Genomic DNA, 23826 nt, shown 5'->3' with positions numbered 1-23826 from the left:
CCGCAATCAGCCGCGCGGCCCGGCCGCGTTCGGTGCCCTCGCAGGCGGCGGGAATGAGCGCGCGCGACCGGGCCTACCACGACCTGCGCTATCGCATCCTGAACGGCCGGCTCGCCCCCGGCACCACGCTGCTGGAAACGGAACTGGCCGCGCTGCTGGGCCTGTCGCGCACCCCCGTGCGCGAGGCCGCGATCCGGCTGGCCGAGGAAGGGCTGGTCAGCATCCGCCCCCGCCACGGCATAACGGTGGTGGACCTGACGCTTGTGGATTTCCGCGACATCCTTGACGTGTTCTCGGCGCTCGAGGTGCGGGCGGTGGCGCTGGCGGCCTCGCGCCCGGCCGGGCCCGCCGCGCGCGAGGCGCTGGTCCAGCTTGTCCAGCGGATGGAGCGCGCCACGGCCGAGGGCGACATCGCCCGCTGGTCGGACCTCGACGACGATTTCCATTCCACGTTGGTGGGGCTGTGCGGCAATCCGCGCCTGCAGCGGACCATCGGCGAATACTGGGGCCTGCAGTATCGCGGCCGCCGCCTGATCCTGCCGCATCGGCCGTTGCCGACGGCGTCGGACGCCGAGCACCGGGTGATCCTGGACGCCGTGCTGTCGGGCGACGTGGCGGCCGCCCATGCGGCGCATCTCGCGCATCGCGCCCGCGCCGACCGCGTGCAGCTTGCCCTTCTGCACCAGGTGCTGTCCCCGGCCGAGCCGCCGGTCCTGCCCATCCTTTCCTCCGACAAGGAGCTGACATGAACCGCATCGACCTGACCGGCCGCCGCGCCGTCGTGACCGGGGGCGCCCAGGGCCTGGGCCGCGCCATCACCGAGCGGCTGGCTGCCAGCGGCGCCGCTGTCGAGATCTGGGACATCCAGGACGGCCCGGCCCGGGACGCGGCGGCCGCGATCGGCGGGGCGGTCCGCGCCCGCGTGGTGGACCTGTGCGACGACGAGGCCGTGGCCCGCGCGGCCGAGGCGGCCGGGGCGGTGGACATCCTCGTCAACAACGCCGGCATCACCGGGGGCAATGCGCCGACCTGGCAACTCGACCCCGCCGTCTGGCGGCAGGTGATGGAGGTGAACCTGACCGCGCCCTTCGTGGTCTGCCGCGCGCTGGTGCCCGGCATGATCGAAAGGGGCTACGGACGCATCGTCAACATCGCCTCGGTCGCGGGCAAGGAGGGCAACCCCAATGCGGCGCATTACTCGGCCTCCAAGGCGGGGGTCATCGCGCTGACCAAGTCGCTGGGCAAGGAACTGGCGGAAACCGGCGTGCTGGTGAACTGCGTGACCCCTGCCGCCGCCCGCACCCCCATCTTCGACCAGATGAGCCAGGAGCATATCGACTACATGCTGTCGAAGATCCCGATGAAGCGGTTCCTGGAGCCGGCCGAGGCGGCGGCCATGGTCGCCTGGCTCGCGTCCGGGGACTGCGCCTTCTCGACCGGCGCGGTCTTCGACCTGTCGGGGGGCCGGGCGACCTACTGAGCGCGCGCCATCGCGGCGCCATGGGCCGCGATGATTCCGGCCGCACCCGTCGCGGTCGGCCGCCCATCCCCATACGCGCCCCGCGCCGAAGCAGGCTGCCGGTCGCGCAATGCTGTCCTGAGGGGCGCGCGAGAGTTCAGCGGCATCTCGACGGTCGTGATGCCCGCGCCGATCGGCGCCTTTGCAGCTTGGGCTTCGGGCGGGGTGTTGCCGCGCAGGATGGGGAAAAGAGTGCGGCTCAGGCCCCGGCCGCCAAGGCACGCGCCCGGGTCAGCCCCGCCAGCACGGCGTCCTCGGCCGCGACCTGCCGCGCGGCGATCCCCTGCGCGCGCAGCGCCCGCGCGTAAAGCCCGGCCAGCGTGCCTTCGCCCACGATCACCACGTCGCGGCCCAGCCACCAGGCCCTGGCCGCAGCCAGTTCCGTGCCGATCAGCAGGCCCGACAGACGCGCCCGCGCCGCGTCCGGCGGCAGCCCTGCCAACAGCCCCTCGGCCCGCAGGGTGAACAGCCGCGCGGTCAGCCACTCGGGGCGGGACATGCCGTCCGAGACGCCGCTGTCGAAGGCCCTTTCGTCCCAGCCCGTGCCCGCCATCCCGTGCCGCAGGACCGAGCCGGTGGACAGCCAAGCGAACATCTCGCCCGTCATGAAGCTGCGGAAGCTGACGACCTCGCCCGCCGAGACCTCGGCCCACTTGCTGTGCGTTCCGGGCAGGCAGACGACGCCGTCCCAGTCGGGGGCAGCGGCCAGCACGCCCGCGACCTGCGTTTCCTCGCCCCGCATCACGTCGGCCGAGGGGCGCGCCTGCGACAGCCCCGGCACGATGGACACCGCGATGCGCGGGTCGCGCGCGGGCGCCCGCGTCAGGGGCGGGCCCAGCGGCGGACAGGGGACGGCGCGATAGGCGGCCTCGATCCAGCCCTGCCGCGCGCCCACCATGCCGCAGGCGACGACGGGCGTGACGCGGTCGGGGTCCAGCCAGGGCCCGACCAGCGCCAGCAGCGCGGGTTCGAAGGCGTCGGGCGCCAGCCCGCCCATGCCCTGCTCTGACTCTGCCTGCGCCACGGGGCGGCCATCGGCGCTCATGGCCCAGGCGCGCAGCCTGCTCGTGCCCCAGTCGACGGCGATCCAGTCGGGCCTGTCCATCTCAGATCGTGACCCCGCCATCGACCAGCACCGCCTGCCCGCTCATGAAGCGGCTTTCGTCGGACAGCAGATAGACCACCATCGGCGCAAGGTCGTCCACATGGGCCAGCCGCCCCATGGGCTGGCGGGCGATGAAGTCGCGCTCGGCCTGGGCGGGGTCCGCCGCCGCCGCGATCCGGCCGCGCAGCGAAGGCGTGTCCACCGTGCCGGGGCACAGCGCATTGGCCCGCAGCCCCGCGCGGACGTAATCGGCGGCAAGGGACTTGGTGAAGCCGATCACCGCCGCCTTGGTCGTCCCGTAGGCGCAGCGGTTCGCGAAACCCTTCACGCTCGAGGCCATCGAGGCCATGTTGACCACCGAGGCCGCGCCTGTCGCCCCGGCCCGCCGCAGGAGCCCCGGCAGGGCGGCGCGGGTGACGTGGAACATGGCGTGGATGTTCACGTCGAAGCTTTGGTGCCACTCGGCCTCGTCCGTGTCGGCAAGCGCGCCGTTCACCACGATGCCCGCGCAGTTGAACAGCCCGTCCAGGTCGCCCGCACCCCCGACCACCGCCCGCACGGCCCCGGCGTCGGTGACGTCCATCGCAGCCGTCTCGATCCCCTGCGCGGCCAGGTCCGCCAGCAGGCCCGCGTCGCGGTCGGTCGCCAGCACCCGCGCACCTTCCGCCGCGCAGGCCAGCGCCGCCGCGCGCCCCATCCCCTGGCCCGCCGCCGTGATGAGGATGCGCTTGCCCTCCAGCCGTCCCGCCATGCCGTCCCCCCTGTCTGCGGCGAAGGATGCACCGATGCCCCCGCGGCGCAAGGGCGAGTTTGGTTGCCTTGCGCCGCGCGGCCGTGACAAGTTGCGGCCGATCAAGGAAAGGCCTCCCTCATGTCCGATGACCTGCCGCTGTCCGGCCTGACTGCCGTCTGCATGGCCGCCAACGTGCCCGGCCCCGCGGCGGCCGCGCTGCTGGCGGCGCAGGGGATGGCGGTGGTCAAGATCGAGCCGCCCTCGGGCGACCTGACCGCGCACGCGATGCCGCAGTGGTATGCCGAACTGAACCGCGCCGCGCGGGTCGAGACGGTGGACCTGCGCTCCGCCCCGGGGCAGGCGCGGTTCCGCGAGCTGCTGGCGGGCGCGGACCTGCTGATCTCCAGCCACCGCCGCGCCGCGCTGGCCCGGCTGGGGATCACCGTGCCGGCCCTTGCGGCGGTCAACCCGCGTCTTGCCTGGGTCGAGATCGTGGGCGACGAGGACGCCCCCGACGTGCCCGGCCACGACCTGACCTATCAGGCGGCGGCCGGTCTGCTGGACGGGCGGATGCCGCGCACGGTGATCGCCGACATGGCCGGGGCCGAAGCCGCGGCGCGCGCCGCCGTCATCCTGCTGCTGGCGCGAGAACGGGGCCGCCCGCAGCGCCATGCCGCCGTCGGGCTGCGGCAGGCGGCGGAACGCTTCGCCGCCCCTGTCCGCCACGGCGTCACCGTGGGCGGCGGGCTTCTGGACGGCAGCCTGCCCGACTACGCGATCCACCGCCTGCGCGACGGCCTTGTCGCCTGCGCCGCGCTCGAGCCGCATTTCTCGGCCCGTCTGGCCGAGGTCGCGGGCGGGGACATTCCCGGCTTCTTCGCCGGGCTGACCGCCGAGGAATGCCGCGCGCTGGCCATCGAACGGGACCTGCCGCTGGAGCCGTTCCGGGCGTGACCGCCGTCCGGGCCGGATGTTGACGCAGGCCGCGTCTTGCGCCCGAAGCGGGAATGCAGTAAAGGCCGCCAGTCGTCGCAAGCCCGCAAGGGGTCTGCGGCGGTTCACCTGTTCATCACGCCGCGTGCGCCCCTTTGTCGCTGTTGGGGCGTTTCCGGCCAAGGAGATAGCGACATGAAACTGCATGAACTGCGCGACAACGAAGGCGCCGCCCGCAAGAAGAAGCGCGTGGCGCGCGGCCCGGGTTCCGGCAAGGGCAAGACCGCCGGCCGTGGTATCAAGGGCCAGACCTCGCGTTCGGGCGTGGCGCTGAACGGCTACGAAGGCGGCCAGATGCCGCTGTACCGCCGCCTGCCGAAGCGCGGCTTCTCGAAGCCGAACCGGCTGGAATTCGCCGTGGTCAACCTGGGTCAGCTGCAGGCCATGGTCGATGCGGGCAAGCTGACCGCCGGCCAGACGGTGGACGAGGACGCGCTGATCGCGGCCGGCGCCACCAAGCGCAAGCGCGACGGCGTCCGCCTGCTGGGCAAGGGCCAGCTGACCACCGCGCTGAACCTGACGCTGTCGGGCGCCTCGGGCTCGGCCGCGGCCGCCGTCCAGGCTGCCGGCGGCTCGCTGACGCTGACCCGTCCCGTGGCCGCGCCCGACGCCGCCACCGCCGAGTGAGCGGCCGAATAAGCTGTTGAAGCGGTGCGGCGCGCCGCCTAGATAGCAGTGAGTTTTTCCCAGCGCCGCCGCACCGGCAACGGTCCGGCGGCGCTTTCCAATCCGGCCCGCGGATGCGCGGTGCGAGAGACGAGGGCAGTCATGGCGTCAGCCGCAGAACAGATGGCCGCAAACCTCAGCTGGGGTCAGCTGGGCCGCGCGACCGAGCTTCGCCAGCGCATCTGGTTCACCATCGGTCTGCTGATCATCTATCGCCTGGGCACCTATATCCCGGTCCCCGGCATCGACGGCGGCGCGCTGCGCACCTTCATGGAGCAGGCGCAGGCGGGCATCGGCGGCATCCTGTCGATGTTCACCGGCGGCGCGCTGGGCCGCATGGGCGTCTTCGCCCTGGGCATCATGCCCTACATCTCGGCCTCGATCATCGTTCAGCTTCTGACGGCCATGGTTCCCTCGCTGGAACAGCTGAAGAAGGAAGGCGAGCAGGGCCGCAAGAAGATCAACCAGTACACCCGCTACGGCACCGTGCTGCTGGCGCTGTTCCAGGCCTATGGCATCGCGCTGAGCCTCGAGGCCGGCGGCATGGCCCATGATCCGGGCTGGTTCTTCCGCGCGGCGGTCATCATCACGCTGGTCGGCGGCACCATGTTCCTGATGTGGCTGGGCGAGCAGATCACCGCCCGCGGCATCGGCAACGGCATCAGCCTCATCATCTACGTCGGCATCCTGGCGGAAATCCCCGGCCACCTGGCGCAGTTCTTCGCGCAAGGGCGCTCGGGCGCGATCTCGACCCCCGTGATCCTGGGCATCATCGTCCTCGTGATCGTGGTCATGGCCTTCGTGGTCTTCATGGAACGCGCGCTGCGCAAGATCCGCATCCAGTATCCCCGCCGCCAGGTGGGCATGAAGATCTATGACGGCCAGTCCAGCCACCTGCCGCTGAAGGTGAACCCGGCGGGCGTCATCCCGGCGATCTTCGCCAGCTCGCTTCTGCTGCTGCCGGTGACGATCTCGACCTTCTCGGGCAACCAGACCGGCCCGGTGATGTCCACGATCCTGGCCTATTTCGGGCCCGGCCAGCCGCTCTACCTGCTGTTCTTCGCGGCGATGATCGTCTTCTTCAGCTACTTCTACACCCAGAACGTGGCCTTCAAGTCCGACGACGTGGCCGAGAACCTCAAGAACCAGGGCGGCTTCATTCCCGGCATCCGTCCCGGCAAGCGGACCGAGGAATACCTGGACTATGTCGTCAACCGGGTGCTGGTGATCGGCTCGGCCTATCTTGCCGCCGTCTGCCTTCTGCCCGAGGCGATCCGCGACTGGTTCTCGGTGCCCTTCTACTTCGGCGGCACCTCGGTGCTGATCATCGTTTCGGTGACGATGGACACGATCAACCAGATCCAAAGCCACTTGCTTGCCCACCAGTATGAGGCTTTGATCGAAAGGTCGCAGCTGCGCGGCAAGCGCAAGGCCGGCGAGCCCAAGCCCCGCCGCCTGCCCGCCCGCCGCTGACAAAGCCATCAAGGGGGGGGACGCGTGACGATCAACATCATCCTGCTGGGACCGCCGGGGGCGGGCAAGGGAACCCAGGCCCGCACGCTGGTCGAGGACCGGGGCCTCGTCCAGCTGTCCACCGGCGACATGCTGCGCGAAGCGCGCAGTTCGGGGACCGAGATGGGCCGGGTGGTCGCGGATGTGATGGACCGCGGCCAGCTTGTCACCGACGAGATCGTCATCGGACTGATCCGCGAGAAGCTGGACACGGTGGATGCGCCCGGCTTCATCTTCGACGGCTTCCCGCGCACGCTGCCCCAGGCCGACGCGCTGGAGGATCTGCTGTCGGGCATGGGCCGCGGGATCGACGCGGTGATCGAGATGCAGGTCGATGACGAGGCGCTCGTGGACCGCATCAGCGGCCGCTTCACCTGCGGCAGCTGCGGCGAGGTCTACCACGACCGCACCAAGCCCACCGCGAAGGATGGCATCTGCGACGTCTGCGGCTCGACGGACCTGCGCCGCCGGGCGGACGACAATGCCGAAAGCCTCAAGACGCGGCTGATGGAATACTACAAGAAGACCTCGCCGCTGGTCGGCTACTATTACGCCAAGAAGACCCTTGCGCCCGTGGACGGCATGGCCGCCATGGAGGACGTCGGCGCCCAGGTGGCGGCGATCGTCGATGGCCTCGGGCTGGCTTCGGCGGGCGGCGCGCGGGCTGCCGGCGGTTGACGGACCGCCCGTGATCCATTAACCGCAGGCATCTCATTCGAGAATCACCCATTCGGGGTGAAGCGATGGCCCGACGGCGCGATGCCGCGGGCCATTGGTTGTGAAAAAAGCTTCCGGCGCTACGGAAGCGCAACATAAAAGGACCACGGACTTGGCCCGTATCGCTGGCGTCAACATCCCGACCGGAAAGCGCGTTCCCATCGCGCTGCAATATATCCACGGCATCGGCCCGCTGAATGCCGAACAGATCTGCGAGGCGGTCGGCATCGACCGCGCGCGCCGCGTGAACGACCTGTCGGACGCCGAAGTCCTGCAGATCCGCGAATACATCGACGCCAACCTGACCGTCGAAGGCGACCTGCGCCGCGAAACGCAGATGAACATCAAGCGCCTGATGGACCTGGGTTCCTACCGTGGCCTGCGCCACCGCCGCGGCCTGCCCGTGCGCGGCCAGCGCACCCACACCAACGCCCGCACCCGCAAGGGCCCGGCGAAACCCATCGCCGGCAAGAAGAAGTAAGGGAGGGCGAGACTCATGGCACGCGACAAGACGCGCATGAAGCGCAAGGAACGCAAGAACATCGCCACCGGCGTGGCGCATGTGAACTCGTCGTTCAACAACACCAAGATCCTGATCTCGGACGTGCAGGGCAACGCCATCGCCTGGTCGTCGGCCGGCACGATGGGCTTCAAGGGCTCGCGCAAGTCGACCCCCTATGCCGCCCAGATGGCCGCCGAGGATGCCGGCCGCAAGGCGCAGGAACACGGCATGCGCACCATCGAGGTCGAGGTCCAGGGCCCCGGCTCGGGCCGCGAATCGGCGCTGCGCGCGCTGGCCGCCGTCGGCTTCAACATCACCGCGATCCGCGACGTGACGCCGATCGCCCACAACGGCGTCCGTCCGCCCAAGCGCCGGCGCGTCTGACGACCCCACATTGACCCGTCCCGCGCCGCACATGTCGGCGCGGGACGGCTTTCGCATTTTACCTCGGGCGTTTCCGGCGGCTGGTCATGGGGCCGGAAACAGGAATGGAGGAAATCGCATGATCCACAAGAACTGGGCCGAGCTGATCAAGCCCGCGCAGCTGGACATCCGGCCGGGCGGCGATTGGGCCCGCGTGGCCACCCTGGTCGCCGAGCCGCTGGAACGGGGCTTCGGCCTGACGCTGGGCAACGCCCTGCGCCGCGTGCTGATGTCCTCGCTGCAGGGCGCGGCCATCACCAGCGTGCAGATCGACAACGTCCTGCACGAGTTCTCGTCCGTCCCCGGCGTGCGCGAGGACGTGACCGACATCGTGCTGAACCTCAAGGGCGTCACGCTCAAGATGGACGTGGACGGGCCCAAGCGCCTGACGCTGTCCGCCAAGGGCCCGGGCGAGGTCAAGGCCGGCCAGATCTCGGAAACCGCGGGCATCACCGTGCTGAACCGCGACCATGTGATCTGCCACCTCGACGAAGGCGCCGAGCTGAACATGGAACTGACGGTCGCCATCGGCAAAGGCTATGTCGCCGCCGACAAGAACCGTCCCGAGGACGCGCCCATCGGCCTGATCCCGATCGACGCCATCTTCTCGCCGGTCAAGCGCGTCAGCTACGAAGTCACGCCCACCCGCGAGGGCCAGGTGCTGGACTATGACAAGCTGACCATGCGCGTGGAAACCGACGGCTCGCTGACCCCCGAGGACGCCGTGGCCTATGCCGCGCGCATCCTGCAGGACCAGCTGTCGGTCTTCGTGAACTTCGAGGAACCCGAATCGGCCCGCAGCGCGGATGCCGAGGACGGGCTCGAGTTCGACCCGCGCCTGCTGAAGAAGGTGGACGAGCTGGAGCTTTCGGTCCGTTCGGCCAACTGCCTCAAGAACGACAACATCGTCTATATCGGCGACCTGATCCAGAAGACCGAGGCCGAGATGCTGCGGACCCCGAACTTCGGCCGCAAGTCGCTCAACGAGATCAAGGAAGTGCTTTCGGGCATGGGCCTGCATCTCGGCATGGACGTGGTGGACTGGCCGCCGGAGAACATCGAGGACCTGGCCAAGCGCTTCGACGACCAGTTCTGAGAAATCCGGGGGCGCGGCCCCGCCTGCATCGCCTGTGCACCGGATGTGCATGAGGTGAGCAGGCGCCGTGCCCCCGCAAGACCGGGCAATCCCGCCCCAAGGAGAGCGGCCCGCACGCATGGGCTGCCGGACAAAGCAAAAGACGTAAACGGAGAATCATCATGCGTCACGCCCGTGGCTACCGCCGCCTGAACCGCACCCACGAACACCGCAAGGCGCTGTTCGCCAACATGGCCGGCTCGCTGATCGAGCACGAGCAGATCAAGACGACCCTGCCCAAGGCCAAGGAACTGCGCCCGATCATCGAGAAGCTGATCACGCTGGCCAAGCGGGGCGACCTGCATGCCCGCCGCCAGGCCGCCGCGCAGCTCAAGCAGGACATGCTTGTCGCGCGCCTGTTCGACGTGCTGGGCCCCCGCTACGCCAACCGCCAGGGCGGCTATGTCCGCGTCCTGAAGGCCGGCTTCCGTTATGGCGACATGGCGCCCATGGCGATCATCGAGTTCGTGGACCGCGACACCTCGGCCAAGGGTGCGGCCGACCGCGCCCGCCTGGAAGCCGAAGCGAACGCCGACCTTTCGGCCTGAGGCCACATTCCCCTTGGCGTCACCCTGACGCTACGTCATTAAATAACCCGCGCAGCCTCGCTGCGCGGGTTATTTAGTATTTCCGTTCACCGAAAACTAACCATTGCTCATTAAGACCATGGTAGTGCGTGGCAAGACGGACCTCTGGCGTCCATATAATCTTGGTTGACCTTAATGGTTGCAATTTGTCTAAAAAGACATGTCATCGAGAGCTGAAATTTCCGCGACCTTGGCACGTCTGCAGAAGCTGGCGCCCAAGGGCTATTACATCGGCCTGCACATTCGCTTTGCTGCGCCCATCATGCAGTTCCAGACCTATCCGGAAACCTGGGCGGAGCGTTATTCCAGCAACGCCTATGCGCTGCGGGATCCGACGATCGCCTGGGGGTTTTCGACCACGGGCGCGGTCCGCTGGTCGGCCATGCCCATCCCCGATCCCTTCGGCATCCTGGCGGACGCTGCCAGCCACGGGCTGATCTACGGGCTGACGCTGTCCTGCGGGCCTATCAAGTCGCGCACCATCGCGAGCTTTGCCCACGGCACGCGCGAATTCAAGGATGACGAGATCGAGACGATCTCGACGATGGTACGACGGCTCCACGACATCACCGAGCCGCCGGAGAGCCTGACGAAGGCTCAGCAAGAGGCCCTTCGATGTATCGCGGAGGGCGATCGTCATGCGGCAGCCGCTGCCAAGCTCGGCATCACCGAAAGTGCGTTCAAGGCCCGTCTGATCTCGGCCCGCGAACGGCTGATGGCCAAGACAACGGCCGAGGCGCTGCAACGAGCCAAGGATTACCGACTGCTATAGGACCGTTCGCCCGTCACAAACTCCAACCGCGGTCGCTCCGGGGGGCCAAATTCCTCAACCCACGGAGAAGACCATGCAGACCACCACGCTTTCCTTCAGCAATCTTCACAACCACGGCGAACTGTTCGCCAACCTGTTCCGGGCCCGTCGCCAGAGCTTCATCATCCAGAAGAACTGGGACCTGCCGCAGGCGGACGGGATGGAGTTTGACCAGTACGACACTCCCGCCAGCCGCTGGGTCGCGGTTCACGACGGCGCCCACGAGGTGCTGGGCGGCTTCCGCCTGACGCCCACCACGGCGCAGTGCGGGATCTATTCCTACATGATCCGCGACGCCCAGCGCGGCGTCCTGGGCGGCACGATCCCGCAGGACCTGCTGTATGGCGAGGCTCCTGTCGATCCGCAGGTCTGGGAATGCACCCGCGTCTTCGTCAACCACTCGACGCCCATGGCGATCCGCCGCAAGGTCCACATGGCCATGGCGGGCGCCATGACCAGGACGGCGCGCGAGCTTGGCGCCACGCGCCTGATCGCCCTGACGGGGGCGACATGGCCGCGGTGGTACGGGCGCTGCGGACTTGATGCCGAGGCCATCGGCCGCGTCATGCTGATCGAGGGCGAAGAGAACCAGTGCGTTTCGATCAACCTCGTTCCGAAGATGCACTGATGCCCCGGCAAAGGTGGGGGATACCCACCGCATGGCGGGCAGCGTAATCTGCCCGCCATGGCCGATCTTTTCGACAGTCTTGTGCCCGACGAACCCAGGCCCGGCGCCGCGCCCTCGGCGCACCGGCCCCTGGCCGACCGCATCCGTCCAGGCCGTCTGGCGGATGTCATCGGGCAGGGCGAGGTGCTGGGGCCGGACGGCCCCCTGGGGGCGATGCTGGCGGCAGGCAGCCTGTCGTCGCTGATCCTGTGGGGGCCGCCGGGCGTCGGCAAGACCACCATCGCGCGGCTTCTGGCCGACCAGACCGACCGCGCCTTTGTCCAGATTTCCGCGATCTTTTCCGGCGTGCCCGAACTGCGGAAGGTCTTCGACAGCGCGAAGCTGCGTTTCCGTCAGGGGCAGGGGACGCTGCTGTTCGTGGACGAGATCCACCGCTTCAACAAGGCGCAGCAGGACAGCTTCCTGCCCCATATGGAGGACGGCACCATCCTTCTGGTCGGGGCCACGACCGAGAACCCGTCCTTCGAACTGAACGCCGCACTTCTGTCCCGCGCGCAGGTGATCGTGCTGAAGCGGCTCGAGCTTGCCGATCTTGAACGGCTTGCCCAGCGGGCCGAGCGCGAGATGGGCCGCGCCCTGCCGCTGACCGGCGAAGCGCGCGAGGCGCTGCTGTCGATGGCCGACGGAGACGGCCGCGCCGCGCTGAACCTGATCGAGCAGGTCATGGCCTGGAAGGTGGACCGCCCCCTCGGCCTTGATGAACTTTCGCGCCGCCTGATGCGGCGGGCCGCGATCTACGACAAGTCCGGCGACGAGCATTACAACCTGATCTCGGCGCTGCACAAATCCGTCCGCGGCTCGGATCCGGACGCCGCGCTCTACTGGCTGGCGCGGATGCTGGAAGGGGGCGAGGACCCGCGCTATCTCGCCCGCCGCATCACCCGCATGGCGGTCGAGGACATCGGGCTGGCCGATCCCGCGGCGCAGCGGCATTGCCTGGATGCCTGGGCGCTTTATGAACGGCTGGGCTCGCCCGAGGGCGAACTCGCGCTGGCGCAGGCGGTGATCTATCTCGCGCTCGCGCCGAAATCGAACGCGGGCTACGCCGCCTACAAGGCCGCGCGCGCCGAGGCGAAGAAGACCGGCAGCCTGATGCCGCCCGCCCATATCCTGAACGCGCCGACCCGGCTGATGAAGGACCAGGGCTATGGCGCGGGCTATGCCTATGACCACGACGCCGAGGACGGGTTCTCGGGGCAGAACTATTTTCCCGAAGGGATGAAGCGCCCCGTCCTTTACACGCCGGTCGAACGCGGGTTCGAGCGGGAACTCAAGAAGCGGCTCGACTGGTTCGTGAGCCAGCGCGCGCGGCGCGGCGGTTGACTTTGCGCGGGCGCGCCTACAGGTCAGCGGGATGATGAATCCGGTAATTCAGGTGGCGCTGGGCGGCGCCCTCGGCGCCTCGGCGCGCTATGGCGTGAACTTGGGCGCGGCACGGCTGTTCGGGCCCGTCTTTCCCTGGGCGACGCTGGCGGTGAATGTCGCGGGCTCGTTGCTGATGGGCCTGCTGGTGGCGGCCCTGGGGCGCGACAGCGGGTGGGCGCCCCTGCTGATGACGGGGGTGCTGGGGGGCTTCACCACCTTCTCGGCCTTCTCGCTGGATGCCGTCGCGCTGTGGCAGAAGGGGCAGGGGGCCGTGGCGGCCCTTTATGTCGGCGCCAGCGTCATCCTGTCGCTTGCCGCCCTGACGGCCGGGCTTTCCATGGGGCGTCCGGCATGAGCGGCGTGCAGATCCTTCGCGTGGGTGAGGACGAGGGCGAGCAGCGGCTGGACCGCTGGCTGAAGAAGCGCTTTCCCCAGCTGAACCAAATCGCCATCGAGAAGCTGTGCCGCACCGGCCAGATCCGCGTCGATGCGGGGCGCGTCAAGCCCGCCACCCGCATCGAGCCTGGGCAGGAGGTCCGCGTGCCGCCCCTGCCCGACGCGGCCCCCGCGCCCGCCGCGCCGCGCCTGCGGGAAACCGATGCCGAGATGATCCAGGCCGCCGTCCTGTGGAAGGACGAGCATATCATCGCGATCAACAAGCCGCCGGGCCTGCCGTCGCAGGGCGGCTCGGGGCAGGGCGAGCGTCACGTGGACGGCCTGACGCCCGCGCTGATGTTCGGCTACAAGGAAAAGCCGAAGCTGGTGCACCGGCTGGACAAGGACACCTCGGGCGTGTTGCTGCTGGCGCGCACCGACCGGGTGGCGCGGCGCCTGTCGGAAGCCTTCCGCGCCCGCACCACCCGCAAGATCTACTGGGCCGCCGTCGCGGGCGTGCCTTCGCCCAGGATGGGCACGGTCCGCTTCGGGCTGGTCAAGGCGCCGGGCCACGGGCGCGGTGGAGAGGGCGAGAAGATGATCTGCGTCCACCCCGCCAAGGTGGACCAGACCGAGGGCGCCAAGCGCGCCACCACCGATTACGCCGTGCTCGACAGCCTCGGCACCCGCGTCAGCTGGGCCGCGCTGGTGCCCGTCACCGGGCGGACGCACCAGTTGCGGGCGCATATGGCCGAACTCGGCCACCCGATCATCGGCGACGGCAAGTATGGGGGCTCGGGGCAGGAGAACCTGGGCGACGGCTGGGGCGCGCAGCTGGGCGGAGAGATCAGCCGCAAGCTGCACCTGCACGCGCGCTCGATCAGCTTCGACCATCCGATCACGGGCAAGCGCATCACCCTGACCGCGCCTTTGCCCGAGCACATGGCGCGGACCTGGAAGACCCTGGGCTGGTCGGAACGCGACGTGCCCGCAGACCCGTTCGAGGAAGAATGAAGCTCGTCATCTGGGACATCGACGGCACGCTGGTGGACAGCCACGCGATGATCATGGATTCGATGGCCGCCGGCATGGCCGCCGTGGGCCTGGCCCCCCTGCCGGACCGGACGGTCAGCGGCATCGTGGGCCTGTCGCTGCCGGTGGCGGTGCGGACGCTGCTGCCCGGCCATGACGAGGCGGTCCATGCCGCGGTCGTGGAAGGCTACCGGACGCATTACTCCTCGGCGCGGGCCGAGGCCGAATCGCCTCTGTTTCCCGGCGCCCGGGGCTGCCTTGACCGGCTGGCCGCAAGGGACGACCTGTTGATGGCGGTCGCCACGGGCAAGTCGCGCAAGGGGCTTGAGGCGCTGCTGGAGGCCCATGACCTTCAGGGCTATTTCACCGCAACCCATTGCGCCGACGGGCATCCGTCCAAGCCCGCGCCGGGGATGATCCTGTCCTGCCTGAACGACAGCGGGGCGCAGGCGGACCGCGCGGTGATGATCGGCGACACCAGCTTCGATATCCTCATGGCGGGGAATGCCGGCATCGCGGCCTTCGGCGTCGCCTGGGGCCATCACCCGGCCGAGGAGCTGACCGCGGCAGGGGCGCGGGCCGTCGCCCGCGACTTTCCCGAGCTTTCGGAACTGATCGAGGAGTGGGCAGCATGAGCGAATGGAAGGCGCGGCGGTTCTGGACCCGGGCCGAGGTCGCAGATGTCGAGGGCGGCTATGAGGTCCGTCTGGACGGCCGCCCCGTCCGTACGCCCGGCAAGCTGCCCCTCGTGCTGCCGACCCGCGCGCTGGCGCAGGCCGTGGCGGCCGAATGGGACGCGCAGACGGATGCGATCGACCCCGGCGCGATGCCGCTGACGCGGGCCGCGAACTCGGCCATCGAGCGGGTCGCGCCGCAGTTCGACGCCGTGGCCGACATGCTGGCCGACTACGGCGGTACCGACCTGCTGTGCTATCGCGCCGAGCATCCGGTCGAGCTGGTGGTGCGCCAGGCCGAGGGCTGGAACCCCTGGCTGGACTGGGCGCGGGACGATCTGGGCGCGGACCTGCGGGTCACGCAGGGGGTGATCCCGGTCACGCAGGACCGGGAGGCGCTGGCGCGGCTGCGCGCGCGGCTCGCGGAGCTCACGCCTTGGCAGCTGACCGCGCTGCATGACCTCGTGACGCTCTCGGGATCGCTGGTGCTGGGGCTTGCCGTGCTGGAAGGGCGGCTGGACGCCGAGGCCGCGCATCGCCTGTCGCGCATCGACGAGGAGCATCAGGCCGAGATCTGGGGCCGCGACGAGGAAGCCGACATCGCCGCCGGCGACCGCCTGCAGGCGCTGCGCAACGCCGCGCGGCTGCTGGCGCTGCTGTCGTCGCCGGACGTGGTGTCCGAAGCCGCGGCCGAGCCAGACGCTTGACGGGCGCGATCCGAGCGGCAGTATGAGGGTCAGGCGGGGCGCGCCAGGGTGCGGCCTCAAGGCCGGGCCGGGGGCGGACCCGCGGAACCGCGCCGGGCGCAGATCCGGCCGACAGCAGAGAGGACTTTCATGCGTTATACGGCTTTCCTGGCCACTGTGGCGGCTTCGGCGCTGACCGCGGGCGTGGCGCTTGCGGCCGAGGGCGACACCCTCGCGCAGGTCAAGCAGCGCGGCGTGCTGAACTGCGGCGTGAACACCGGCCTTGTCGGCTTTGCCGCGCCGGATGCGAACGGCAACTGGTCGGGCTTCGACATCGCCATCTGCAAGGCGGTCGCCGCCGCCGTGCTGGGCGATCCCTCCAAGGTGAAATACATCCCCACCACCGGGCAGACGCGCTTCACCGCGCTGACCTCGGGCGAGGTGGACGTGCTGGCGCGCAACTCGACCTGGACCTTCCAGCGCGACACCGACCTCAAGATGGATTTCGCAGGCGTCAACTACTACGACGGGCAGGGCTTCATGGTCCGCAAGGACCTGGGCGTCAGCTCGGCCACCGAACTGGACGGCGCGACCATCTGCATCCAGACCGGCACCTCGACGGAACTGAATCTGGCCGACTGGTTCAAGGCCAACAACATGACCTACCAGCCGGTCAACATCGATTCGAACGCCGAAGGCGAGCAGCAGTACATGGCGGGCGCCTGCGACGCCTACACGACCGACGCCTCGGGCCTGGCGGCGACGCGCGCGGCCTTCGCCGATCCCGACAACCACGTCATCCTGCCCGAGATCATTTCCAAGGAACCGCTCGGGCCGGCCACCCGCCACGGCGACAACAACTGGACCGACATCGTCCGCTGGACGCTTTACGCGCTGGTCTCGGCCGAGGAGTACGGCGTGACCTCGGCCAATCTGGACGAGCTGTCGCGTTCGTCCACCAACCCGGACGTGCAGCGGATGCTGGGCACGATCGACGACTACGGCACCATGCTGGGGCTGGACAAGGAATGGGCCAAGCGCGCCATCGCCGCCTCGGGCAACTACGGCGAGATCTTCGCCGCCAACATCGGCGAGCAGACGCCCATCGGGCTGCCGCGCGGGCTGAACGCGCTGTGGACCCAGGGCGGCCTGATGTACGCCATGCCGTTCCGCTGAAAACCCTGACGCCCTGCCCCGCTGACATGCGCGGCGGGGCGCTTCGTTCCGGCTGAACGACACAGCCCGGCCGAGGTGGACAGAAGATCCGCCCGGCCCAACTGGGAGAAACTTGCTCATGGCGCCTGCCTCCGGGGCAGGGCAGCCCTTCCGGCTGTCCATGCTGATCCACGACCGCCATTACCGCGCCCTGCTGATCCAGGCGCTGGTGTTCATTCTCGTGATGTCGCTTGCCGCCTGGCTGGTGAACAACACGGTCCAGAACCTCGCCCGCATGGGCAAGACCTTCGACTTCGGCTTCCTGTTCAACCGGTCGGGCTATGACATCCCCTTCAGCCTGATCCCCTACGATTCGAACTCGACCCACCTGCGCGCGGCGATGGTGGGGCTGCTGAACACGCTGCTGGTGTCCGCGCTGGGCTGCCTGTTCGCCACGATCCTGGGCGTCCTCGCGGGCGTGCTGCGGTTGTCGCGCAACTGGCTCGTGGCAAAGCTGATGACGGTCTATGTCGAGGTTTTCCGCAACGTGCCCCTGCTGCTGTGGATCCTGGTGATCCTGGCGCTGTTCACCGAGGTGATGCCCGCGCCCCGCGACTATCGCCCGGCTGCGGACGGGGCCGCCGGCGCGCAGATGATCCTGTTCGGGACCATCGCCCCCACGAACCGTTACACTGCCATCCCCGCCGTCGTGGCGGAACGCGATCCCGGCCCCGTCTCGGTGCTGGGGCTGCAGGTCGATGCGATGGTTGTGGCCTTCGCCGTGGCGCTGCTGGCCGCCTGGCTGATCCATCGCTGGCTGCGCGCCTGGGCGCAGTACCGGCAGGACACCACGGGACGGCGGCCGGTGACCTGGTGGATATCCCTTCTGCTGTTCCTGCTGCCCATCCTGGGGCTGAGCCGGCTGTTCGGCATCCACCTCGTCACGCCCGAGCTGCGGGGCTTCAACTTCGCGGGGGGCTTGAACCTCGACAACGGCTTCGTGGTGCTGCTGCTGGCGCTGTCGCTTTACACCGGCGCCTTCATCGCCGAGATCGTGCGCGCCGGCATCCTGTCCGTCAGCCGCGGCCAGACCGAGGCGGCCGCCGCCCTGGGCCTGCGCCCGCGCCCCATCATGGCGCTGGTGGTGCTGCCGCAGGCGCTGCGGGTGATCATCCCGCCGCTGATCTCGCAGTTTCTGAACCTGACCAAGAACAGTTCGCTGGCCATCGCCGTCGGTTATCCCGACCTGCGGGCGACGCTGGGCGGCACGACGCTGAACCAGACGGGCCGGGAGATGGAATCGATGATCCTGATGATGGGGATCTACCTTGCCATCAGCCTGATCGTGTCGGCGGCCATGAACCTCTACAATTCCCGTGTCCGGCTGAAGGAGCGCTGAGATGAGCGAGGTCCACGCCGAAACCGTGCCCTTTGTCCGCGACACCATGCTGCCCTCCGCGGCCCCGCCCGCCCGGCAGTCGGGGGCGGTGCTGTGGCTGCGCGAGAACCTGTTCTCGGGGCCTTTGAACATCCTGCTGACGCTGGCCGGGCTGGCCGCGCTTTGGGCGCTCGTGTCGCATCTGTGGCCCTGGTTCGGCCATGCGGTCTGGAACGCGTCCAGCATCGGCGAATGCCGCCAGATCATCGCCGAGCGCTATGGCCAGGGCGCGGGCGGCGCCTGCTTCGCCATCATCCGCGAGCGCTGGAACCAGTTCATCTTCGGCTTCTACCCGGCCGAGCATTACTGGCGTCCCACCGCCGTCTTCGGGCTGATGATGTTCGCGGTGGCGCCCATCCTGTTTTCCGAAAGCCGCCGGCTGCGCTGGACGGTCTTGGCGGTCAGCGCGGTCGCCAGCTTCGCCGCCTGCGTGGCGCTGGGCGCGCCCGGCCGCGCGCTGCTGGCCGTCGGCGCGGGATTCGTGGCGCTGGCGGCGCTGATCGAATACGCGCCGCGCCGGGCTCTGGCCTTCAGCGTCCTTTACCCCTTTCTCGCGGTCTGGATGCTGTGGGGCGGCTCGTTCTGGGGGCCGGTCGCGGTGCTGGCGGGCTTCGCGCTGGCACTGGCGATCTGGCGGCTGGGCGCACGGTTCGGCGCGGGGCTGCTGGGGCTTGCCCTGGGCGTCGCGGCGGCCGTCTGGTGGTGGGCGGCGCTGGGCCCGCGCGTGGCGGCCGACCTGCAGGGGCTGATGCCGCTGGCGCTGGCGCCGGTCGAATCGCGGTCCTTCGGGGGCTTCCTGCTGGCGCTGACCATCGGCGTCTCGGGCATCGTCATGTCGCTGCCGCTGGGCATCATCCTCGCGCTCGCGCGGCAGTCGAACCTGCCGGTGGTGCGGACGCTGGCCGTCATGTTCATCGAGTTCATCCGCGGCGTGCCGCTGATCACGCTGCTCTTCGTGGCCTCGATCCTGCTGAACTACTTCCTGCCGCCGGGCACCAACTTCGACATCATCCTGCGGGTCATCATCATGGTGACGCTGTTCGCCGCCGCCTACATGGCCGAGGTGATCCGCGGCGGCCTCGCCGCCCTGCCGCGCGGGCAGTACGAGGGCGCGGATTCGCTGGGGCTGACCTACTGGCAGGCGCAGCGGCTGATCATCCTGCCGCAGGCGCTGAAGATTTCCATTCCCGGCATCGTCGGCACCTTCATCGGCGTCTTCAAGGACACCACGCTGGTCACCTTCGTGGGCCTCTTCGATCCGCTGAAGCAGATGGCCGACACGATCCGCGCGACCTTCGCCTGGAAGGGCGCCTACTGGGAGCCCTACATCTTCACCGGAACCATCTTCTTCATCCTGTGCTTTGCCATGTCCCGGTACGCCATGTACCTGGAACGGCGGCTCAAGACCGACCATCGCTGAGGGGCTGCTCATGACCGAACCTGCGAACGCGGCCCGTCCGGCCTTCGGGACCGAGACTGCCGTCCAGATCGAGAAGCTGAACAAGTGGTACGGCACCTTCCACGTGCTGCGCGACATCGACCTGACCGTGCGGCGGGGCGAGCGGATCGTGATCGCCGGCCCCTCGGGGTCGGGGAAATCGACGCTGATCCGCTGCATCAACCAGCTTGAGGAGCACCAGTCCGGCCGCATCACCGTGGACGGGATCGAGCTGACCAACGACATCAAGAACATCGACAAGATCCGGTCCGAGGTCGGGATGGTGTTCCAGCACTTCAACCTGTTCCCGCACCTGACCGTGCTCGAGAACTGCACCCTGGCGCCGATCTGGGTCCGGAAGATTCCCCGGCGCGAAGCCGAGGAAACGGCGATGCATTTCCTGCGCGAGGTCCGCATCCCCGACCAGGCGCACAAGTATCCGGGTCAGCTTTCCGGTGGACAGCAGCAGCGCGTGGCCATCGCCCGCTCGCTCTGCATGAGGCCCAAGATCATGCTTTTCGACGAGCCGACCAGCGCGCTCGACCCCGAGATGATCAAGGAGGTCCTGGATACCATGATCGAGCTGGCCGAAGGCGGCATGACGATGATCTGCGTCACGCACGAGATGGGCTTCGCCCAGGCCGTCGCGCACCGGGTGATCTTCATGGACCAGGGCCAGATCGTCGAGGAGAATACGCCACAGGAGTTCTTCAACAATCCGAAGTCCGATCGTACCAAGCTGTTCCTCAGCCAGATTCTGGGGCATTGAGGGACAGAACAAAGGGGGTGACCGGATGAGCCAGATGTATCTTCTGTTGCTGGGGGTGCTGGGGATCGCCGCGCTGGGCAGCCTTTTCTCCAGCGACGACGACGAGGAATTCGACGAAGGCGAGGACATCCCCGACCTGCCGGTCACCGACGGGGACGACACCGACGAGGAGATCTCGGGCACCGACGCGGCCGAGATCATCCGCGGCTTCGGCGGCGAGGACACGATTGACGGGCGTGCGGGCGACGACTGGATCTATGCCGGGACGGGCGAGGATTCGGTCATCGCCGACGCGGGCGACGACCGCATCTTCCTGGGCTCGGGCGATGACGTTTACGGCCCGCCCGACACGCCCATCGACGAGGGCGACGACTGGATCGAAGGCGGCAGCGGCGACGACACCATCACCGTTCAGGACGGCAACCACGAGGTCTGGGGCGACGATTCGGACGACGACCAGGAAGGCGAGGACCTGCTGACCGCCGAGGGCGGGCAGGTGACGCTGCACGGCGGGCAGGGGGACGACACGCTGGCGGCCCATGACGGCGGCTCGGGCGATCCCTCGGTGGTCGATGTGCTTTATGGCGGCGACGGGGACGACGAGCTGACGCTGGGCGCGGGCGACACCGGCGATGGCGGCGACGGCGCCGATCGCTTCGTCATGGACACGAGGCTGGAATCCGCCGCGCGGATCGCGGATTGGAACGGCGACGACGAGATCGTGGTGAACTATGTCGGCTCGGCCGACAACCCGCCCGAGGTCGAGGTCCTGCAGGCGGGCGCGGACGCCCATCTTTTCGTGAACGGCGAGCTTCTGGCCGTGCTTCAGGACACCGATGCGGATGAGGTCGGCAACATCGACTTGGTGGCCCAGAGCAGTCCGACGGTGTCGTGACAGGCAGTCGCCCTGGCGAGACTGCATCAGCCCTCGATCCGGCGACGGCGCCCGCGCGCCGGTCGATCCCCGGAGCCCCCGAGGAAAAGGCCCGCCGGATCGGCGGGCCCTTGTCGTGTCAGACGGCCGTGCGGCGCATCTCGTCCAGGTAGATCTCGCGCAGGCGGCGCGCGACGGGGCCGGGGGCGCCGGTGCCCACCGCCGCCTCGTCGATGGCCACGACCGGCATCACGAAGGCCGAGGCCGAGGTGACGAAGGCCTCGTCCGCGGCCTTGGCTTCCTCAACGGTGAAATTGCGCTCCTCGACGGCCAGTTGCGCCTCGGCGGCCAGGCGCAGGACGGCGGCGCGGGTGATGCCGTGCAGGATGTCATCGGACAGCGCGCGAGTGACGATAGTGCCGTCCTTGACGATATAGGCGTTGTTGGACGTGCCCTCGGTCACATGGCCGTCCTCGACCATCCAGGCGTCGTCGCAGCCCCGCGCCTTGGCCTCCATCTTCGCCATGGACGGATAGAGCAGCTGCACCGTCTTGATGTCGCGCCGCGCCCAGCGCAGGTCGGGCAGGGTGCAGACGCGCAGGCCCGTGTCCGCCTGCGGGTTCTCGGCCAGGCCGGGCTTGGACTGGGTGAACATCACGACGGTCGGAGGCGTGTCCTTGGGCGGATAGGCGAAGTCCCGGTCGCCGGGGTTGCCGCGCGTGACCTGCAGGTAGACCAGCCCGTCGGTGATGTCGTTTTCCGCGATCAGGCGGCGGTGCGCCTCGAGCCATTCCTCGTCGGTCATGGGATGGCTCATGCCCAGTTCGTCCAGCGAGCGCGCCAGCCGCTTCATGTGGCCCTCGAAGTCCAGCAGCCGGCCATCCAGCACGCTGACGACCTCGTAGACCCCGTCGGCCATGAGGAAGCCCCGGTCGAAGATCGAAACGGTGGCCTGGTCCTCGGGCAGGTAGCGGCCGTTGACATGGACGATGCGGGTCATGGGGTTCTCCTGGAAAGGGCGCGCATGGGTTTTGCGCCAAGGCAGGCGGCCGATCAATGGCCTGTCCGCCGGATGGGCCACATGCAGGTGCAGAAAGCATGGTTGCAAGCGCAGCAATGATCCTTCAACTTGGCGCCGCCAGACGCAACAACCTTGCCCGAGGTCTCATGTCCTTCCGCCTGCAACCCCCTGCGCCCGCCCGGCTGAACCGCTGCCAGCTTTTCGGTCCCGGTTCCCGCACCCAGCTGTTCGAGAAGATGGCAGGTTCGGCCGCCGACGTGATCAACCTTGATCTGGAGGACTCGGTCGCCCCCGACGACAAGGAGCAGGCGCGGCGGAACGTCATCCAGGCGATCGGCGACGTCGAGTGGGGCAACAAGACGCTGTCCGTCCGAATCAACGGGCTGGACACGCCCTTCTGGTACCGCGACGTGGTGGATCTGCTGGAACAGGCCTCGGACCGGCTGGATTCGATCATGATCCCCAAGGTCGGCAACGCCGCCGACATCTACGCGGTGGATGCGCTGGTGACGGCCGTGGAACGCGCCAAGGGGCGCACCAAGCCCATCGCCTTCGAGGTCATCATCGAAAGCGCCGCCGGCATCAGCCATGTCGAGGAGATCGCCGCCGCCAGCCCCCGCCTGCAGGCGATGAGCCTGGGCGCGGCCGACTTCGCCGCCAGCATGGGCATGGCCACGACCGGCATCGGCGGGACGCAGGAAAACTATTACATGGCCCATGCGGGGCAGAAATACTGGGCCGATCCCTGGCACTGGGCGCAGGCGGCCATCGTCGCGGCCTGCCGCACGCATGGCGTGCTGCCGGTGGACGGTCCGTTCGGCGACTTCAGCGACCAGGAAGGCTTCCGCGCCCAGGCGCTGCGCTCGGCCACGCTGGGCATGGTCGGCAAATGGGCGATCCATCCCAGCCAGGTGGCCCTAGCCAACGAGATCTTCTCGCCCGGCGAGAAGGCCGTGGCCGAGGCGCGCGAAATCCTGGCCGCGATGGACGAGGCTCAGCGCTCGGGCGCCGGCGCTGCGGTATACAAAGGTAGACTGGTTGACATCGCGTCGATTCGTCAGGCACAAGTGATCGTGCGTCAGGCAGAGTTGATTGCGGCAGAGGCAACCCGCTGACACAGCGCATACCCGGACGGCACGGCGGGGAGGCCAGCCGTTTCCGGGGGAGGAGCGACAGGCCCCGTCCCTTACGGGGCCTGTCTCTGTTTCGGGGGCTGCCCCCGCTTTTCCGAACCGCCGCCCTTTTCAGAAATCGAACAGATCGCCCAGGAAGGACTCGCGCCGCTTCTTCTTGCCGTGGCGATGGTAGTCGTCGTCATCGTCGTGGCGGTCGCGATAACGGTCATCGGCGCGGCCCTGGTCCCCGAACGGCGGACGGCCCTGCAGGTGGGGCGCGGCGGTGGGCGCGGCGGCAGGCGTGGCGAAGGCGGCCGGGGCCGGCTGCTGGGCCGCGCCGGCGCGGTCGATGATCTTGTCCAGCTCGCCCCGGTCCAGCCAGACGCCACGGCATTTGGGGCAATAGTCGATCTCGACGCCGCTGCGGTCCGCCATCACCAGCGTCTCGCCATCAACCGGACATTTCATTGGCCGCTCCCTTGTTGTGCCTCCT

27 protein-coding genes are annotated in these 23826 nt (G+C 68.8%); 23 read left to right on the top strand and 4 right to left on the bottom strand.

The genetic code is table 11. The features are described 5' to 3' along the window. Positions 1-53: 53 nt before the first annotated feature. Together CK240_RS13735 and CK240_RS13730 are read left to right on the top strand one after the other, a co-directional pair. Complete coding sequence (locus tag CK240_RS13735) at positions 54-749, top strand: GntR family transcriptional regulator (RefSeq protein ID WP_205957843.1); 696 nt, start codon at positions 54-56, stop codon at positions 747-749. Continuing rightward, complete coding sequence (locus tag CK240_RS13730) at positions 746-1480, top strand: SDR family oxidoreductase (protein ID WP_095640909.1); 735 nt, start codon at positions 746-748, stop codon at positions 1478-1480. Before CK240_RS13735 ends, CK240_RS13730 begins: the two co-directional genes overlap by 4 nt. Positions 1481-1718: 238 nt before the next feature. Here CK240_RS13730 and CK240_RS13725 read toward each other — a convergent pair whose 3' ends face one another. Then, complete coding sequence (locus CK240_RS13725) at positions 1719-2624, bottom strand: 2-dehydro-3-deoxygalactonokinase (protein ID WP_095640908.1); 906 nt, start codon at positions 2622-2624, stop codon at positions 1719-1721. A gap of 1 nt (position 2625) precedes the next feature. After that, positions 2626-3375 (bottom strand): SDR family oxidoreductase, encoded by a 750-nt coding sequence (locus CK240_RS13720; protein ID WP_095640907.1) that lies wholly within the window; start codon positions 3373-3375, stop codon positions 2626-2628. A 120-nt stretch (positions 3376-3495) separates the two neighbouring features. Between CK240_RS13720 and CK240_RS13715 the strand changes: the two genes are divergently transcribed. The 20 genes from CK240_RS13715 (at position 3496) to CK240_RS13620 (ending at position 21218) form a co-directional block, all read left to right on the top strand. Further along, positions 3496-4311, top strand: coding sequence for a CoA transferase (locus CK240_RS13715; RefSeq protein ID WP_095640906.1), 816 nt, complete (start codon positions 3496-3498; stop codon positions 4309-4311). A gap of 174 nt (positions 4312-4485) precedes the next feature. Continuing rightward, the gene (gene rplO / locus CK240_RS13710) at positions 4486-4977 is read left to right on the top strand and encodes a 50S ribosomal protein L15 (RefSeq protein ID WP_095640905.1); all 492 of its coding nucleotides are present in this window, start codon (positions 4486-4488) and stop codon (positions 4975-4977) included. A gap of 141 nt (positions 4978-5118) precedes the next feature. Next, positions 5119-6489 (top strand): preprotein translocase subunit SecY, encoded by a 1371-nt coding sequence (secY, locus tag CK240_RS13705; RefSeq protein WP_095640904.1) that lies wholly within the window; start codon positions 5119-5121, stop codon positions 6487-6489. A 24-nt stretch (positions 6490-6513) separates the two neighbouring features. Next, complete coding sequence (locus CK240_RS13700; protein WP_095640903.1) at positions 6514-7206, top strand: adenylate kinase; 693 nt, start codon at positions 6514-6516, stop codon at positions 7204-7206. Positions 7207-7357: 151 nt separating this feature from the next. Further along, positions 7358-7726, top strand: a complete 369-nt coding sequence (rpsM, locus tag CK240_RS13695; protein WP_095640902.1) for a 30S ribosomal protein S13 — start codon at positions 7358-7360, stop codon at positions 7724-7726. Positions 7727-7741: 15 nt separating this feature from the next. Beyond that, positions 7742-8131 carry a 30S ribosomal protein S11 gene (gene rpsK, locus CK240_RS13690; RefSeq protein WP_095640901.1) on the top strand — a complete coding sequence of 130 codons (390 nt, stop codon included), beginning with the start codon at positions 7742-7744 and terminating at the stop codon, positions 8129-8131. 118 nt (positions 8132-8249) lie between these two features. Beyond that, complete coding sequence (locus tag CK240_RS13685; RefSeq protein ID WP_095640900.1) at positions 8250-9266, top strand: DNA-directed RNA polymerase subunit alpha; 1017 nt, start codon at positions 8250-8252, stop codon at positions 9264-9266. A 161-nt stretch (positions 9267-9427) separates the two neighbouring features. Continuing rightward, the gene (gene rplQ, locus CK240_RS13680; RefSeq protein ID WP_095640899.1) at positions 9428-9853 is read left to right on the top strand and encodes a 50S ribosomal protein L17; all 426 of its coding nucleotides are present in this window, start codon (positions 9428-9430) and stop codon (positions 9851-9853) included. A 199-nt stretch (positions 9854-10052) separates the two neighbouring features. Then, the gene (locus tag CK240_RS13675; RefSeq protein ID WP_095640898.1) at positions 10053-10664 is read left to right on the top strand and encodes an autoinducer binding domain-containing protein; all 612 of its coding nucleotides are present in this window, start codon (positions 10053-10055) and stop codon (positions 10662-10664) included. A gap of 73 nt (positions 10665-10737) precedes the next feature. Further along, complete coding sequence (locus CK240_RS13670) at positions 10738-11331, top strand: acyl-homoserine-lactone synthase (RefSeq protein WP_095640897.1); 594 nt, start codon at positions 10738-10740, stop codon at positions 11329-11331. Positions 11332-11388: 57 nt separating this feature from the next. Further along, positions 11389-12714, top strand: a complete 1326-nt coding sequence (locus CK240_RS13665; RefSeq protein WP_095640896.1) for a replication-associated recombination protein A — start codon at positions 11389-11391, stop codon at positions 12712-12714. Between the two features lie 31 nt (positions 12715-12745). Next, a complete protein-coding gene (crcB, locus tag CK240_RS13660) occupies positions 12746-13111 on the top strand; it encodes a fluoride efflux transporter CrcB (protein ID WP_095640895.1) in 366 nt (121 codons plus the stop codon). After that, positions 13108-14145: an RluA family pseudouridine synthase gene (locus tag CK240_RS13655; RefSeq protein ID WP_095640894.1), complete on the top strand. Its 1038-nt coding sequence runs from the start codon at positions 13108-13110 to the stop codon at positions 14143-14145. The genes crcB and CK240_RS13655 overlap by 4 nt, the downstream gene beginning before the upstream one ends. Next, the gene (locus CK240_RS13650; protein ID WP_095640893.1) at positions 14142-14798 is read left to right on the top strand and encodes an HAD-IA family hydrolase; all 657 of its coding nucleotides are present in this window, start codon (positions 14142-14144) and stop codon (positions 14796-14798) included. Before CK240_RS13655 ends, CK240_RS13650 begins: the two co-directional genes overlap by 4 nt. After that, on the top strand, positions 14795-15544 hold the full coding sequence (locus tag CK240_RS13645) for an ATP12 family chaperone protein (protein WP_095640892.1): 750 nt from the start codon (positions 14795-14797) through the stop codon (positions 15542-15544). Before CK240_RS13650 ends, CK240_RS13645 begins: the two co-directional genes overlap by 4 nt. A 129-nt stretch (positions 15545-15673) precedes the next feature. Next, entirely contained in the window at positions 15674-16699 is a 1026-nt protein-coding gene (locus CK240_RS13640; RefSeq protein WP_095640891.1) for an amino acid ABC transporter substrate-binding protein, read from the top strand. Positions 16700-16817: 118 nt separating this feature from the next. Further along, complete coding sequence (locus CK240_RS13635; protein ID WP_095640890.1) at positions 16818-18077, top strand: amino acid ABC transporter permease; 1260 nt, start codon at positions 16818-16820, stop codon at positions 18075-18077. Between the two features lies 1 nt (position 18078). Continuing rightward, positions 18079-19536 (top strand): amino acid ABC transporter permease, encoded by a 1458-nt coding sequence (locus tag CK240_RS13630; RefSeq protein ID WP_095640889.1) that lies wholly within the window; start codon positions 18079-18081, stop codon positions 19534-19536. 10 nt (positions 19537-19546) lie between these two features. Continuing rightward, positions 19547-20323 carry an amino acid ABC transporter ATP-binding protein gene (locus tag CK240_RS13625; protein ID WP_095640888.1) on the top strand — a complete coding sequence of 259 codons (777 nt, stop codon included), beginning with the start codon at positions 19547-19549 and terminating at the stop codon, positions 20321-20323. A 25-nt stretch (positions 20324-20348) separates the two neighbouring features. Beyond that, positions 20349-21218: a calcium-binding protein gene (locus tag CK240_RS13620; RefSeq protein WP_095640887.1), complete on the top strand. Its 870-nt coding sequence runs from the start codon at positions 20349-20351 to the stop codon at positions 21216-21218. Positions 21219-21336: 118 nt separating this feature from the next. On the opposite strand, the gene CK240_RS13615 is transcribed toward CK240_RS13620, so the two are convergent. Next, entirely contained in the window at positions 21337-22197 is an 861-nt protein-coding gene (locus CK240_RS13615; protein ID WP_095640886.1) for a D-amino-acid transaminase, read from the bottom strand. A 167-nt stretch (positions 22198-22364) separates the two neighbouring features. Here CK240_RS13615 and CK240_RS13610 point away from each other — a divergent pair, with 167 nt between their 5' ends. Further along, the gene (locus CK240_RS13610) at positions 22365-23333 is read left to right on the top strand and encodes an L-malyl-CoA/beta-methylmalyl-CoA lyase (RefSeq protein WP_095640937.1); all 969 of its coding nucleotides are present in this window, start codon (positions 22365-22367) and stop codon (positions 23331-23333) included. Positions 23334-23462: 129 nt separating this feature from the next. On the opposite strand, the gene CK240_RS13605 is transcribed toward CK240_RS13610, so the two are convergent. Then, positions 23463-23801 carry a TFIIB-type zinc ribbon-containing protein gene (locus CK240_RS13605; protein WP_095640885.1) on the bottom strand — a complete coding sequence of 113 codons (339 nt, stop codon included), beginning with the start codon at positions 23799-23801 and terminating at the stop codon, positions 23463-23465. Positions 23802-23826 lie beyond the last annotated feature (25 nt).

Origin of the sequence: Paracoccus salipaludis (assembly GCF_002287065.1) — a bacterium.
GTDB classification, from domain to species: domain Bacteria; phylum Pseudomonadota; class Alphaproteobacteria; order Rhodobacterales; family Rhodobacteraceae; genus Paracoccus; species Paracoccus salipaludis.
Note: the sequence above shows the minus strand (reverse complement) of the source record. Positions and strands in the feature narration are given on the sequence as shown.